Genomic DNA, 15,411 nt, shown 5'->3' on the forward strand with positions numbered 1-15,411 from the left:
AAAAAGCGGATCATTGCATCCGCTTTTTAATGTCTTATATTGGGTAAATCCTAATTGTTACTCAACGTGTATGGCATCGGTGGGGCAACCGTCGGCAGCATCTTTAGCAGCAGCTTCATTTTCACTAGGAACTGGGTTTGTGTATGCGACAGCCAACCCATCATCCTCCATCTTAAAAACCTCTGGACAGAATTCAGGGCATGCTCCACACCCAATGCACACATCTTTGTCGACTGCAGCAATCATTATGTATCCTCCTTTTACGAATCTCTAAACTATTCTGCCCTAGTTAGAGGTTAATATTCACAAAAAGGTTAATATTAACTTCATATTTTAAGGATATTACATTAAAATCGCGGATTTCACTTTCAGTCCACAAGCGGTTTATATTCTGCATTAACTCGATTTTGTTCACGTTGATTCGCTATTGACGTATTATAATGTTTAAAAGACTGAAAAATGATGTAGATTTTGCGTAAAATAATTAATTCCAAAAATATCCATAAATCTATAACTGGTAAGACTTTGCATATATTTTTCTCGCTTTTGGCAATTGCCTTTTTATTTGCGATTTCGACATCCACCATATCGTATAATAAGTTCACCGGAGATATGCGAAAATTAATATAAGCATAAAAGTGAACCGGAATAGAGTTAAGGTGGTATTACGCAGAATGGGCAAGAAGATTAAAATTATTGTCGCGGATGATAATCGGAATTTATGTCAAATGTTACAAAACTTTCTCCAAGGTCAGGAAGATTTAGTCGTAGTTGGAGTTGCGAATAATGGACTAGAAGCATGGGAGCTAATTCAAACTCAGGAACCAGATCTGATCATACTCGATTTAGTTATGCCGAATTTAGATGGGTTAGGCGTATTAGAACGAATCAATGCCCGCACGACGATGTCCCGACCGAAAATAATTATGTTAACAGCATTTGGTCAAGAATCACTGACTCATCAAGCGATGATCCTAGGTGTTGACTACTTTATCCTTAAACCCTTTGATCTGGAAATTCTTAGTAAACGAATTCGTTCGTTATCCCAAGATCAACCATCATCTGCTCAAACTCAGTTTTCCACGTCTACACCCATCGTGACAACGGTTGGAAACGGGCTGAATTTGTGTGTCGAAGTGACCACAATGATGCATCAAATCGGAATACCTGCCCATGTTAAAGGGTATCAATATATTAGAGATGCTATCTTAATGGTCGTAGAGGATGTCTCCTTGTTAGGAGCAGTCACCAAGGAACTCTATCCAAGTATTGCCAAAAAGTTTGATACTGCACCAAGTAGGGTTGAACGAGGAATTCGTCATGCCATAGAGTTAGCCTGGGAACGAGGACATACCGATACGCTTAAACGAATATTTGGGTATTCTATGAACATAGAACGGCAAAAACCCACGAACTCCGAATTCATAGCTCTTCTTGCCGATAAATTAAGAGTTATGAGTAAAGTTAGCTAGAATTAGACATGGTAATTATGGAACTATCGAATGCACCAAGATTATGCTTCATGGCAATGATTTTGGTGCTTTTTGCTTAAAATAGAAATTTTTTTTACTTAATTGAATGTATTGGTTGACTAATCATGTAAAATAAGGGAAACATAGTGTTATAAGGGAGGAATAATTTTAATTTTTGTTGATTTAGGTAATGTTACATTTTTATGATGGTATATTTTGATTAATTCTTTAAATATAGCAGGAAAATGGACTAAGTATACAGAATACTATAATGTTTGGATAACATGGGCGAGTCGCACTTTGCTAAATACCCATTGTTTCCATTTTGATATTTAGTAGAAAAAGATAGTTAAAAGGAGAGTGTTTAAGATTAAGAAGAAACGTGTCTTGACCGTAGCCGTTGCTATGCTGCTAGTTGTTAGTGTTATACTGACTGGCTGCTCAAGCAATCAACCAGCTGCCCCAGCAAAAGTGATGAAAACTAGTTTTAACGCTGGCGCAGAACCCAAAACCCTAGATCCTGCCGTTTCGACAGGTGTTCCGGAGACCCACATAGAAACAGCCCTATTTGAAGGATTGACACGCATCGGCGAAGGTGAAAAGGTAATGCCCGGTATCGCTGAAAGCTGGACACAAAGCGCTGATGGTATGGTAATAACGTTTAAACTTCGCGATGCCAAATGGAGTAACGGTGATGCAATCACCGCTGACGACTTCAAATATTCATGGCTACGTGCACTTGCTCCTGAAACGGCGTCTGAGTATTCCTATCAACTTTACTACATCAAGGGTGCTGAAGATTATAACGCTAAAAAGGGAACCGCAGATGCTGTTGGTATCAAAGTTGTTGATCCTAAGACTTTGGAAGTAACTCTTGCTGCTCCTACTCCTTACTTTATAGCCTTAACTGCCTTCCATACCCTGTACCCTGTTAATAAAAAGGTTGTTGAAGCAAACAAGGACTGGTCCCTAAAGGCTGAGACATTCGTATCTAGCGGTCCTTTCAAAATGCAAGAGTGGAAACACAATGATCAAGTCGTTGTGGTTAAAAATGAAAATTATTGGGACGCTAAGAGCGTTAAGCTCTCTGAAGTCACCTTCAAATTGATTGAAGATAATAAAGCAGCTCTGACAGCCTTTGAAAGCGGTCAATTAGACGCACTTGAACATATTCCCATTGAGGACATCGAGCGCCTTAAAGCTGCTAAGATCCTGAAAATTGCTCCATATATTGGTACCTCTTATTATCGTTTTAATGTTACCAAGAAGCCTTTTAACGATGTCAAGGTTCGTAAGGCATTGACTTTGGCAATTAATCGTCAAATGTTGATTGACAAAGTTGTTAAAGGTGGACAATTGCCTGCCTATGCATTCACCCCTCCTGGTATGGTGGATGTTGAAGCTGGCAAAGACTTCCGTAAAGTTGGCGGAGACTATATCAAAGAAGATGTTGCAGCAGCTAAGGCACTCTTAGCAGAAGCCGGCTACCCTGATGGCAAGAACTGGCCTGCAGATGTTACGATTCTTTACAACACTAAATCCGACAACAAACTGCTTGCTGAAGCGATCCAAAATATGTGGAAAACCAACCTGGGTATCGATATTCAGCTGCACAATGAAGAATGGGCAGTCTATCTGGAAAACCAAAAGAAACTTAACTACAATATTTCCCGTGCTGCTTGGATTGGTGATTATGCTGATGCTATGACATTCATGGATATGTTTGTTACTGGTGGCGGCAACAACCAAACCGGTTGGTCCAATGCTGAATATGACAAACAAATTAAAGATGTTGCCAACAAATCCGGCGATCAAAAGGTTCGTATTCCTGCAATGCATGCTGCTGAAAAGGTTTTGATGGATGAAATGCCTATCATGCCTATCTACTTCTATACGCTTCCATGGGTTATCAAAGATAATGTAAAAGGCGTATTCTATTCATCCCTTGGGCCTATAGACTACAAGTTTGCAACTGTTGAATAGTACCATGATATCCCAATACTGCAACGATGGAGGTGGGCTGAAATGCAGCCCACCTCCATTTCATATGTGTATTAAGGGAACATTATTCCAAAAATAACAATATAATATGGTTTAATTAATCGTAGTATACAGTATATAATATAATTTAGTTGGATTATATCAATTAGGAGTCGGAGAGGACTTAAATAAATCCTTTTCTAAGGGGGATGAATATGGCAAAATATCTACTTCAGCGAATTGCATCGGCGTTACTTGTAATTTTTTTAGTTATTTCGCTTACCTTTGTGTTGATGCACTCAATTCCCGGTGGTCCCTTTTCTCGCGAAAAACAAGTTCCACCAGCAGTCTTGAAGAACCTAGAAGAACGTTATCACATGAATGACCCGCTCTCAAAACAGTATATTGACTATATGAAAAATGTTGCACAATTTAATTTAGGCCCAACCTTTCGTTATGAAGGTAGAACGGTTAACGATCTTATTAAGGATGGACTGCCCAAAACGGCTACCATAGGGTTTTTGGCTACAATTTTTGCACTCGGTGGGGGCTTGCTGCTTGGCAGCATTGCAGCTCTCAAGCATAATAAAACTCCTGACGGTGTGGCAACCTTTATTGCTACGATCGGTGTTTCTGTTCCCAGTTTCGTTATGGCAACTTTTTTGCAATATTATTTAGGATACAAGCTTGGCTTGTTTCCACCTGTTGGCTGGAATAATGGAGCTTTGAAAAATTTAGTCTTGCCCTCAATCGCGTTAGGGGCTTATCCTATTGCCCAAATTACGCGCTTGATGCGGACAAGCATGTTAGATGTCCTAAGTCAGGATTACATTCGTACTGCCAGGTCAAAGGGGTTACCAGGGTACGTGATCATTGGTAGACATGCTATGCGCAATGCGTTGTTACCGGTTATTACCTATTTAGGGCCTTTCTTTGCATATATTCTTACTGGAAACTTTGTCGTTGAATATGTTTTCAATATTCCCGGAATCGGGCAATTCTTTGTTACCTCGATTACTAACCGTGACTATTCTACCATTATGGGCATGACGGTCTTGTTCTGTAGTCTTTTAGTGGTATTTAACCTGTTGGTGGATATAGCTTATACATTTATAGATCCCAGGATCAAACTCACTGGTCAGAAAGGGGCGTAGTAATATGAAATTAGCACAAAACCTATTTGAACCCGCAATATCACAGATTTCAGCCGAGCATATTAACCGCCCCAGTACTACTCTATTGCAAGATGCCTGGCGACGTTTTAAGCAAAATAAGTTGGCCATGGCAGGTCTAATAACCCTTGCGAGCCTTATCCTCTTCGCCTTTTTTGGCCCGCGTTTCATTCAATATAACTACTATACCAATGACTTAATGAATCAATATCTCCAACCCTCCTGGATTCATCCCTTTGGCACAGATGCTTTGGGTCGTGATACAATGGCTAGGCTAATGTACGGAGGAAGGGTTTCGCTAGCCATTGGCTTTGTATCTGTCTTGATTAACCTAAGTATTGGTGTTTTCTACGGTGGAATTTCCGGTTATTTTGGCGGTAGAATTGACAATCTGATGATGCGGATTATTGATATAATCTATAGCATACCGGAATTGTTGTATGTAATTCTGCTCATGGTAGTCATGGGGAGCTCGGGTAGCTTGCTCAACATCATGATTGTACTAGGAATTGTTAACTGGATGGGAATGGCCAGGATTGTACGTGGACAGATCTTAGTATTAAGGGAGCAAGAATATGTTTTGGCTGCTCGAACCTTGGGTGCTAGTAGCTCACGGCTCATGTTAAAACACTTAATTCCTAATGCTCTGGGCCCCATCATTATCACGTCTGCTTTGGCTATTCCGATGGCAATTTTTATGGAAGCCTTTTTGAGCTTTATCGGGGTTGGAATTCAGCCTCCTTTTGCCAGTTGGGGATCCCTAGCTGCAGAGGGCAGGTTAAACATTCCGTCCTATCCATATGCCTTATTTTTCCCCGCTGCAGCAATAGCGATCACCATGTTAGCGTTTAACTTTGTCGGAGACGGCCTGAGGGACGCCTTTGACCCAAAAATGAGGAAGTAGAGGAGGAGAAGATATGGGACATTTACTTGAAGTTAAAGACTTATCAACTTCCTTCTTTACCTATGCTGGTGAAGTTAAGGCGGTTGATGGTGTGAGCTTTCACCTTGACCAAGGAGAGGCTATCGGGATCGTAGGAGAATCCGGTTGTGGTAAGAGTGTCACAGTCCAATCTATCATGCGTTTGATTCCTAACCCGCCCGGTAAAATCATTGGAGGCAGTGTTAATTTTAACGGGGCGGATCTTTTGAAAAAAAGTGATAAACAAATGGACTCCATCCGCGGTAAGGATATTAGTATGATTTTCCAGGATCCTATGACCTCCCTCAATCCTGTGCTCACGGTAGGTTTGCAACTAACCGAAGTACTTAAGCGGCATGAAGGGTTAACTGGCAAGGCTGCTGCTGATCGTGGAGTTGAGCTTTTAGACCTTGTAGGTATATCTAATCCGGAAAGTCGCTTAAAACAGTATCCACATCAATTCTCCGGAGGGATGCGCCAACGGGTTATGATTGCGATCGCTTTGGCCTGTAATCCGAAATTACTCATTGCTGATGAACCCACGACCGCCTTAGATGTAACGATTCAAGCCCAGATTTTAGAGTTAATGCAAGATCTAAAACGTAGAATTAACACCTCCATCATCATGATCACCCATGATTTAGGGGTAGTTGCTGGGCTTTGCACCCGAGTTATCGTCATGTATGGGGGGAAAATTATCGAAAGCGGTAATACCGATGATTTATACTATCGTCCCAAACATCCTTATACTTGGGGTCTTTTGAAATCAGTGCCTCGCTTAGATGCGGATAAGGTTGAAAAACTTATTCCCATTCCTGGTTCACCCATTGATTTGCTTGATCCTCCAAAAGGATGTGGCTTTGCCCCGCGTTGCTCTTATTGTATGCAAATTTGCATTGAGCAAAAGCCGGAATTCACCCAATTGGGTGATGGTCACCAGGTGGCTTGTTGGCTTCAACATCCTCAAGCTCCCAAAGTAGCAGAACTGGAAGGGAGAGTTTAACATGGCAGCACGAGAAGAATACATCTTAGAAGTCAATAACCTAGTTAAACATTTCCCTTTAGGAGGCGGCTTGTTTTCGAAGAAACAACAAGCAGTGCAGGCTGTAAACGGAATCAGCTTAAAGGTGAAACGAGGGGAAACTCTGGGTATTGTTGGAGAAAGTGGCTGCGGTAAGTCAACAGCCGGAAGAACGATTATTCGACTTTATGAACCCACTGCAGGGCAGATTATTTTCGAAGGCAAGGATGTTACGAAGGCCCAAGGAAATGACCTCATGGAACTTCGGCGCAATATGCAAATGATCTTTCAAGATCCCTATGCTTCTTTAAATCCCCGGATGACGGTGGGTGATATTGTTGCTGAGGCTATAGATATCCATCGATTGCTCACAGGGCAAAAACGAACCCAACGAATTTTTGAGTTGCTTAAAATCGTTGGCTTAAACCCTGAACATGCCAATCGGTTCCCGCATGAGTTTTCGGGAGGACAACGGCAGAGAATTGGAATTGCTAGAGCATTAGCGGTTAACCCTAGTTTGATCATTTGCGATGAACCTATCTCCGCTCTAGATGTCTCAATTCAGGCTCAGGTTGTTAACATGTTAGAGGAATTGCAACAAAAGCTGGGTTTAACTTATTTGTTTATTGCCCATGACTTATCGATGGTTAAATATATCTCCCATCGAATTGCCGTCATGTACTTGGGTCGAATCGTTGAACTAACAAGCAGTAAGGATCTTTACGCAAATCCCATGCATCCGTACACTCAAGGGCTGCTGAGTGCTATTCCAATTCCTGATCCTCACGTAGAAGCTCAACGACGACGCATTATTCCTAAGGGGAATGTGCCAAGCCCGATTGACCCTCCATCAGGGTGTTATTTCCGTACTCGATGTCCCCATGCCATGGACGTCTGTGCCAAAGAAGCACCTGAACTAACGGAAATGGGCAATGAACACCTTGTTGCCTGCCATTTATTGAAGAAGTAATCTTTAGCCTGTAAAGACGTCTGCTAAACTTCCAACGATTGGGGAGTGTAGTTGACGTCTTTTAGGTCGTAGTTTGGATCCTTGCCTTGAAAGAAATGTCTTAAAATCTTTAGGATTAGTTAAAAGGAATACGCTTAATAATATAGAATTAGTATTAATAGAGTTTTGTTTATAGAAACTTAGAGTGCATAGGAGAGACTATGGGAACAATCTTCTGTTTAATAGGGAAAAGTAGTTCAGGTAAGGACACCCTTTTTAATGAACTGATCAAGGATAAAGACCTCAACTTAATACCCATTATTCCGTATACAACAAGACCTAAAAGAAGTAACGAACTTAATGGAGTACACTATCGATTCATTCATGAAGATAACCTTAGAGACTATGAACAAGCAGGCTTAATCATTGAAAAAAGAGTTTATAACACTGTGAATGGAGTTTGGGTTTACTGTACAATCGATGATGGTCAAATTGATTTAGAACATAATAATTATATCCTTATTGGTACCTTAGAAGGGTACAAACTCCTTAGGCGATATTTTGGTAATCCTAATGTGGTTCCTATTTATATTGAAGTTGAAGATCAGATTCGCTTAGAAAGGGCAATGCATCGAGAGAAACAACAAGCAACCCCAAATTATCAGGAATTATGTAGAAGGTTTTTAGCCGACAGTGCAGATTTTAGTGTTGATAACCTCATCCTTTATGGGGTTCCTAAGATTTATTATAATGAGGACCTATCTGAATGCTTAACTAAAATCAAATTTGATATAGAGACCTTGTTGAACTCGTTCAAAGGGCCGGGTGAAAACTAAGTCCCCAAATTCTATGTAGTGACAACAATCAACAAGCGTCCATTTCACATTAAAAGTGAAGTGGACGCTTGTTTTTTATTGTTATGAAGCAAAAGTGCGAATCTGAAAAAACTAAACAAGTTATAGCATAACCTCTTATAATGACAAAGTCACAACCCATTTGTGGCTTTGATTTCTTAGCTAATGGTGCGCCCGGCGGGATTTGAACCTGCGACCTCCGGCTTCGGAAACCGTCACTCTATCCACTGAGCTACGAGCGCTTACTGAGAATACTTTACTACTCTACTTAAAAATGCGTGTTTTGTCAAGCAGTATCATAACTTTAGTTTAAGGTTGGTCAACGGTAATAGGTTACAGATTTGTCTCTTTTCACACTCTGCAGTATAATTCAACTAGGATAGATTAACATCGTACGCGTATTGAATGGGGGATTTGAGTGAACTGGAAACGTTTTCAAGACTATTTTAAATGGCAGCTGCTAAAACACTTTTTGGGAATCTTAGTGGGTGCTTCGATCGTAAGTATGAGTATTAATTCACTGATTATCCCCAATCATATCGCAGACGGTGGGCTTACAGGAATTGCTATAATCCTTCATTATCTTTTTAATTGGCCAGTCAGTTGGGCAGTTTTTCTGCTGAATCTGCCTCTATTTATCTTGGGTTTGCGTATGGTAGGACGGAATTTCTTAATTTTTAGTATCGTGGGTGTGGGAGTGCTTTCTGCCACACTTTCTCTAACATCAAACATACCTGTATTAACGCACGATACCTTGCTGGCAGCCATTTCCGGCGGGGTACTGTCCGGCATCGGCATGGGAATTATCTTCCGTTCTAGAGGCTCGCTGGGTGGTACAGATATTTTGGCTGTCTTGTTTGCCAGAACGACCCCCTTTAGTGTTGGTCAAATATTATTGGGAATCGATGCGGTTATCTTCCTAGGCGTCGCTATTTTGTTTCGACCGGAAATGGCCATGTATGCCATGATTTACATGTTTATTGCAACACGTGTCGTAGATCTTGTCCAAGAGGGCTTAAGCCATTCAAAGTCAGTTATGGTGATTACGACTCATCCGCAGCAAATTGCCGAAGAAGTTATGGCAAAGCTAGAACGTGGTGTCACCCTTTTTCATGCGACTGGGGCTTTTTCTGGGGAGGCAAAGCAAGTTGTTTACTGTGTTATCAATCGCACAGAATTGTCTCAAATTAAAGAAATCGTGCATAAGCAAGATCCTTTGGCTTTTGTAGCAGTTTCTGAGGTTCCTGAAGTGGTCGGAGAAGGCTTTTCATCATGGAAAGGACATTAACATTGAAATGAGGGATAGGATTGAAACGGCGCAAACGAAGTTCAAGGCGACGACGACAGATCACGTTTTCAATTTTAGTAGGGATCCTTATTATGTTTGCGGCGGGACCTTTTGTCGTTCGAATGGAGCTCTTAAGAGAGGCAAAACGTGATTATGATATTCGCAAAGTACAAGAAGAATTAGGATGGTTGGAAACATACGGTGGCCCATTAAATGCGTTAGAATTAACCAATGATACAAAACTATGGTTGGGGCTTAACTTAGGAAGCAAAGAGGTTGAGTCTGCATTAACAGCCTATCAAGACGAAAAACATCTTGTTTGGTTAGCTAATTTCTATTCCCAAGCAGGAGACTTTGCTAAGGCACAAAGTATATTGGAAGCCATGAATCCTTCCCCCCGTACTCGGCTTGGTAAAGGCTTACTATCGCTTGCTAAAGGAGAAGCAAAAGAGACTCAAGCTTTGTTAGCTGGGACAGAGTCCGATTGGAAGTCCTTGACTCCTCAAGAACAATGCCTGAGGCATTTAAGTTTAGCTCAAGCAGCTATATCCTTGGAAGATAGCCTTTCAGTCAATGCTGAGCTTGATAGTGCTCAGAAGCTGGATCCCAAGAACCCAGCCTATTTGTCTGTGGGATTCAATCTGGCTATAGCACAAGGAGAATGGGCAAAAGCCATACAACTTAGTCACTTAATCGATGATCAAACTTGGAGGCCCCCGAATTCATTGTACCTTATAAAAAGAGCAGTCCTTGCGATTCATGAAAATGATCCACAGGGCTTGTCAGATAGGCTTACTTTATTAGAAAAACTTCCACTCGAAGAAGGCAGTATCCAATATGTAAAGGGAATTAACGCTCTAAAAAAAGGTCAGTTACAAGAGGGTAAGACCTTGCTTGAACTCGCGTTAAAAGATGGGCTGGAGGGTGAGGTCAAGGCTGATGCTCAAAAAGCACTTGAACAAGTATCGGATCGTCAAAAAGTCGATCCAGCTTTACAGACCTTTTGACAAAAATGGGTGAACTTGCCCAATTTAATGAGCTGGGGTGATGGGCTCTTCTTTCAAATTACTTTCGGGTGGCCAGGTACTGTTGGCCTGGGCAAGCAATTCTCCCACTGGCATTAAAGTTTGACCTTTATTTTTTAGGTGTTGAATAATCGGTGGTAATGCTTGAATGGTATCAGGCGCCGAGTCTGATGCATGAAATAATACAATATCTCCAGACTTAGCCCCACCCCCTGAGCGGTTACCATTAAGTACATTATTGATAACAGCAGTTGCACCGGGCCGCTTCCAGTCAAGAGAATCGACACTCCACTGAATAACACGGTATCCTAACTGATCGGCTGTGGCAATAACCTTATTATTATAGGCGCCGTTAGGTGCACGGAGTAAGCGAATCTTTTGATGGGTTATGCTTTCGAGAACTTGCTGAGACGTTGTAATCTCATTTTCAATATCTCCAGTTCCTAAAGTATCAAGATCGATATGTCGATTTCCATGTGAACCAATTTCATGGCCTTCCGCCACCATTCTCTTTACCAGAGTTTGATGCTTATCTGCCCATGGACTCGAGAGAAAAAATGTGGCATGTATACTTTCTCGTTTTAGGATATCCAATATGGGTTCTGCCGTCTTTTCTCCCCAACTAATATCAAAGGTAAGCCCAATTGCTGGGGTGGCGACATTGACAGAATAGATAGGTTTCAGCTTTCCCGAGAAAACTGAGGTGACATTTTCTCGGTAAGCGACCATGACGAACAATAGGATCCCCCAGAGAGCAATATTACGCCATGATGGGCGTTTGAAAATTATGATCCGCATTGTGCACTCCTCCTTCGACTAAAAGATATTCATTAGTTATCAGGATCATGAGAAGTAAAAACAAAAAAACGCCCTTACGGCGTTTTATATTCACGGATTTCTTAATTCAATAAAAATTTTTAGAATTTGCGTTGGAAAAATCGTTTGCCAAAAATAGTTTCGATTAAATCAAGTTTAAATAATATTTTAAGGAAAAAGTGTAAGACCATAAAAGAAACAGCCACTAAAACAAGCATGCGAATGAGGAAAAAAGCAATAGCAAAAACAAAGGTGAAAACCTTACTTAGGACTAAGGCTGATACATAAAGACTAAGAATCAGGATAAGGGATTTAAGAGCAAACATCCAATAATTAGAAGATTGAGTTGGACGATAAATATTCAAGGTCAAACACTCCCTTCTTGAAAATAGATTATCATATTTCGACTTTTATGTCTAGGTTACAAGCTGGTTCGTCCTTAATTTCGTAATTAAAACCATGCATTATTCTTTTTAACGATAGTTTAGAATATGCCCCAATAAATCGACTCGTGCATATGATGGAACAGACACGGAGGGGATAATATGCACGATAGGGAATTATTTGTCTGGCGGAACCTTATGGAGGATGGTACACAGTGTCTAGGGGAAGAACAGTATCTTAAAGCAGAAACTTATTATATCCAAGGTCTTTTGAAGGCTTATCAATTAACCGTTCCCGAAATTGTGGCCTTTACATTACGATTATTAGCAACAGTAAGAGTGCGTCTAGGAAATCTAGACTATGCGGAAGAGGGATTTAAGGAAGCATTACGTATTTGTCAAGAGATCCAGAATACTAAAGGAATGGCTGAAGCCTGGGCTGGGCTTGCCAGTGTGTCCGTTAAAAAAGGAAGATTTGAGGAAGCAGCTAAGGATTATCAACAAGCGATCTCAATTTACCCGAGTTCCTCCCCACAGTTAAGATTGGGTATGCTTTATGCGGATCTTGGCCAAGTATATACTGCCCTAGAAGATTGGGGCAGAGCTAAGGAAACGTTTTTACAGGCCCAAGAATTATGTCGTTTATACGGCTTTCACAAAGGGGAGGCCGATTTGGATGTTTTGCTGGGGGAGTTGTACTTTCGGCAGGGGCAAATAAATAGTGCTTTAAAGACCTTTAATCATGCTTGTCAGCTCTTTGCCAGGATAGCTGATTTAGTTGCTTTGTCGACAACACTTCAATATTTAGCCTTACTATATTTTGCGCAGAATGAAATGCTATTGGCTTTTGAATGCCAACAAAGGGCAGTGGCGCTTTGTTTAAAATTTGAAACAAGTGAGGTATTTAGTGAAAGTTGTTACTTTTTAAGTAAAATTGATCAGTTCTTAGAAAATAACCTTGAGGCTAAATATTATCTTGAATTATCAATTCGGTTTTATCTTCACCAAGATCTCGACCTAGGGTTACGCTATCAAAATTTGGCAGGTCTACTTTTCCTTTCTTTGGATTTCACGAAGGCTAAATTATATTATCTACAGGCCTTAACTCTCTTTGAAAAGTTTGATGATCAGCTTAGGATGGGTGAAGTCCAAGAATCTTTAGACATTCTTAAGGAGATTCAGGAACGTAAGGAAGGTTCGTTAAAGTTTCAAGACAAGTCTGATGAAAGCTTTGAATTTAGTCGTGAGTTTACAATCGAAGCGTTAGTACACTTGGCTGAGTTTTATGAAAAACGTCATAATTTTCGTGATGCCCTTAATTGTTATTGGAAAGCTCTCGAAAAGGGACGAGACGCCGAAGTAGTCACAGATTGGATTGAGATAAGAGTTCAAAGGGTTTCAAAACGTCTTCGGCGTAAAAAGTAATCCAAAATATTTCCTAAATATTATCAATCAAGCTTTATTAAATCCTCTAGTTCAGTTAGAATGAAGATATCGAATGTCTCTCTTAATAAAGGGAGGGGGGATTATGATGCGGGAAGAAGATTCAATACTCCTCGAATGTTTGGAAGATGTGTACCACACCTTTGAAAAAGCCTTAAAAAAGGCTCAACTGGTTCGGTCAATCCATGTTCAAAATTTTGAGCGACTACTTGTCGAATTGCGAAGCGAGCGCAGGGTTTTTGAGGATATTTCTATCCCAGCCCGACTTATTGTGGAACAATTATTAGAATCTCAATTTAAAGTTGGACAGGTTGCCTTGGAAGCTGAGCGATTCAAACAAGGTTTTACCAGTGTATCCCTTGTCAAGGTTGAGGAATTTGGAATCATCTGTGTAAAGTTAGGGGAGCTGGAGATCTCTTGGCGAGATGGAAACTATTCTTATTACCTTTATCCGGATAAGGTTGAATTAAGAGCGACTGATGAAAAGTCTTCTATCAAGTTATTTTTTTCGATTTCCTTTAATCGACAAACGCTGGAAAGGTTTCCCGAAATTTTGATCTCTCCGAATGTTGTATATATACATCCCCAGCTTGAAAAATGGATACGGAAGGTGTAATGATGTCAAATCTTTCTCAAGGTTTAGTACAAATTTATACTGGTAATGGTAAAGGAAAATCTACGGCTGCTTTTGGATTAGCAATCCGGGCAGTAGGTCATGGTTTTCGGGTTTTTATTATCCAGTTCATGAAAGGTCGGGATGATTATGGAGAATTAACAGGCTTAAAGCGTTTGAGCCCAGAATGTCATCTCGAACATTATGGAGGGCAAGGATGGGTTCACAAAGGTGAACGATTAGAAGAGCACCTTAAAGAGGCTCAAAAAGCCTTCTCCAGAGCAGAAGAGATAGTTCTTTCCGGAGAATGGGATATTGTTATATTAGATGAACTCATTAACGCAGTTTGGTTCGAGTTAATTTCAGAAGAAAGTGTTTTAGAATTGATCAATAACAAACCCCCAAAGGTTGAACTGATTTTGACAGGACGAAATGCTTCTCAGCTGTTAATCGATCGAGCGGATCTGGTGACGGAAATGGTTCAAAGAAAACATCCCTTTGAGCATGGAGTTATGTCCCGTAAAGGAATTGAGTTTTGAGATCGTTGTCTAGTAGAATAGTTACAGATGATCAACTTAGACTATTGTATAATAAATTTTTAATGGATATACTATCTATATACGCCTTAGGACTACGTCGTCCATGCTGAACCACTAGGGGTGACGCATGGACGGTTTTAATTTTCGAGATTGAAGGGAGCAAAAACTTATTATGAAGATGACCAAAGAGGACGTTTTAAGGGAAGCCCACGAAAAAGAAGTTAAGTTCATTCGACTACAATTCACGGACATCTTTGGAATTCTCAAAAATGTTGCCATTACAATTGAACAATTGGAAAAAGCCTTAGAAGGAGAGCTAATGTTTGATGGTTCTTCGATTGAAGGATTTGCCCGTATTGAAGAATCGGATATGTATTTGCGTCCAGATCCCGATACGTTTGTCGTTTTTCCATGGCGCCCTAAGCAAGGGGGAGTTGCCCGGTTAATTTGTGATGTCTATAATCCTGATGGAACTCCGTTTGTTGGTTGCCCACGTGGTGCCTTGAAGCGAGTCTTAGCAGAAGCTTCTGAAATGGGGTATACCTTAAATGTCGGACCAGAGCTGGAATTTTTTCTCTTTAATACGGATGCTGAAGGACGTCCGACGACAATTACCCACGATAGAGCGGGCTATTTTGACTTAACTCCCGTTGACCTCGGTGAGAATGCCCGACGAGATATGGTATTAACCTTAGAACAGATGGGCTATGAAATTGAAGCTTCACACCACGAAGTAGCTCCAGGACAACATGAGATTGATTTTAAGTATGCAGATGCTCTGGATATCGCAGATAAAATAGTAACCTTCCGGTTTGTCATACGCACTATTGCTCAACATCACGGGTTACATGCCTCGTTTATGCCTAAACCAATTTTTTGGTATCAATGGATCCGGCATGCACAGTAATCAATCCCTTTTTAAAGACGGTAAAAA

15 protein-coding genes, 1 tRNA gene and 1 pseudogene are annotated in these 15,411 nt (G+C 40.7%); 13 read left to right on the forward strand and 4 right to left on the reverse strand.

The window, feature by feature from the left end:
* Window positions 1-57 precede the first annotated feature (57 nt).
* Window positions 58-246, reverse strand: a complete 189-nt coding sequence (locus tag UF75_RS08070) for a ferredoxin (protein WP_045574091.1) — start codon at window positions 244-246, stop codon at window positions 58-60.
* A gap of 428 nt (window positions 247-674) precedes the next feature.
* Between UF75_RS08070 and spo0A the strand changes: the two genes are divergently transcribed.
* The 7 genes from spo0A to UF75_RS08110 all read left to right on the forward strand — a co-directional run bounded on the left by spo0A (window position 675) and on the right by UF75_RS08110 (window position 8,352).
* Complete coding sequence (gene spo0A / locus UF75_RS08080; RefSeq protein WP_045574093.1) at window positions 675-1,472, forward strand: sporulation transcription factor Spo0A; 798 nt, start codon at window positions 675-677, stop codon at window positions 1,470-1,472.
* 360 nt (window positions 1,473-1,832) lie between these two features.
* Entirely contained in the window at window positions 1,833-3,455 is a 1,623-nt protein-coding gene (locus tag UF75_RS08085) for a peptide ABC transporter substrate-binding protein (protein WP_242860165.1), read from the forward strand.
* A 212-nt stretch (window positions 3,456-3,667) separates the two neighbouring features.
* Complete coding sequence (locus UF75_RS08090) at window positions 3,668-4,606, forward strand: ABC transporter permease (protein WP_045574094.1); 939 nt, start codon at window positions 3,668-3,670, stop codon at window positions 4,604-4,606.
* Between the two features lie 4 nt (window positions 4,607-4,610).
* On the forward strand, window positions 4,611-5,528 hold the full coding sequence (locus UF75_RS08095; protein ID WP_045574095.1) for an ABC transporter permease: 918 nt from the start codon (window positions 4,611-4,613) through the stop codon (window positions 5,526-5,528).
* A gap of 13 nt (window positions 5,529-5,541) precedes the next feature.
* A complete protein-coding gene (locus UF75_RS08100; protein ID WP_045574096.1) occupies window positions 5,542-6,549 on the forward strand; it encodes an ABC transporter ATP-binding protein in 1,008 nt (335 codons plus the stop codon).
* A 1-nt stretch (window position 6,550) separates the two neighbouring features.
* Window positions 6,551-7,537 carry a dipeptide ABC transporter ATP-binding protein gene (locus UF75_RS08105; RefSeq protein ID WP_045574097.1) on the forward strand — a complete coding sequence of 329 codons (987 nt, stop codon included), beginning with the start codon at window positions 6,551-6,553 and terminating at the stop codon, window positions 7,535-7,537.
* A 200-nt stretch (window positions 7,538-7,737) separates the two neighbouring features.
* Complete coding sequence (locus UF75_RS08110) at window positions 7,738-8,352, forward strand: guanylate kinase (protein WP_045574098.1); 615 nt, start codon at window positions 7,738-7,740, stop codon at window positions 8,350-8,352.
* Window positions 8,353-8,536: 184 nt separating this feature from the next.
* Here UF75_RS08110 and UF75_RS08115 read toward each other — a convergent pair.
* A tRNA-Arg gene (locus UF75_RS08115) sits at window positions 8,537-8,612 on the reverse strand.
* Window positions 8,613-8,788: 176 nt separating this feature from the next.
* Between UF75_RS08115 and UF75_RS08120 the strand changes: the two genes are divergently transcribed.
* Together UF75_RS08120 and UF75_RS08125 are read left to right on the forward strand one after the other, a co-directional pair.
* Complete coding sequence (locus UF75_RS08120; protein WP_045574099.1) at window positions 8,789-9,658, forward strand: YitT family protein; 870 nt, start codon at window positions 8,789-8,791, stop codon at window positions 9,656-9,658.
* 20 nt (window positions 9,659-9,678) lie between these two features.
* Window positions 9,679-10,665, forward strand: a complete 987-nt coding sequence (locus UF75_RS08125) for a hypothetical protein (protein ID WP_045574100.1) — start codon at window positions 9,679-9,681, stop codon at window positions 10,663-10,665.
* Window positions 10,666-10,689: 24 nt separating this feature from the next.
* Here UF75_RS08125 and UF75_RS08130 read toward each other — a convergent pair whose 3' ends face one another.
* Both UF75_RS08130 and UF75_RS08135 read right to left on the reverse strand, forming a co-directional pair.
* Window positions 10,690-11,481, reverse strand: coding sequence for a polysaccharide deacetylase family protein (locus UF75_RS08130; RefSeq protein ID WP_045574101.1), 792 nt, complete (start codon window positions 11,479-11,481; stop codon window positions 10,690-10,692).
* 119 nt (window positions 11,482-11,600) lie between these two features.
* Window positions 11,601-11,864, reverse strand: a complete 264-nt coding sequence (locus tag UF75_RS08135; RefSeq protein WP_045574110.1) for a hypothetical protein — start codon at window positions 11,862-11,864, stop codon at window positions 11,601-11,603.
* Between the two features lie 180 nt (window positions 11,865-12,044).
* On the opposite strand from UF75_RS08135, the gene UF75_RS08140 reads away from it, so the two are divergent.
* The 4 genes and pseudogenes from UF75_RS08140 to UF75_RS08155 all read left to right on the forward strand — a co-directional run.
* Entirely contained in the window at window positions 12,045-13,307 is a 1,263-nt protein-coding gene (locus UF75_RS08140; protein ID WP_045574102.1) for a tetratricopeptide repeat protein, read from the forward strand.
* A 106-nt stretch (window positions 13,308-13,413) separates the two neighbouring features.
* Window positions 13,414-13,941, forward strand: coding sequence for a hypothetical protein (locus tag UF75_RS08145; RefSeq protein ID WP_045574103.1), 528 nt, complete (start codon window positions 13,414-13,416; stop codon window positions 13,939-13,941).
* Between the two features lie 2 nt (window positions 13,942-13,943).
* Window positions 13,944-14,477 carry a cob(I)yrinic acid a,c-diamide adenosyltransferase gene (cobO, locus tag UF75_RS08150; RefSeq protein ID WP_045574104.1) on the forward strand — a complete coding sequence of 178 codons (534 nt, stop codon included), beginning with the start codon at window positions 13,944-13,946 and terminating at the stop codon, window positions 14,475-14,477.
* Window positions 14,478-14,649: 172 nt separating this feature from the next.
* A pseudogene (locus tag UF75_RS08155) lies at window positions 14,650-15,411 on the forward strand (glutamine synthetase family protein); the annotation flags it as partial.

The sequence above is a fragment of the Desulfosporosinus sp. I2 genome, from assembly GCF_000960765.1.
Lineage (GTDB): Bacteria > Bacillota > Desulfitobacteriia > Desulfitobacteriales > Desulfitobacteriaceae > Desulfosporosinus.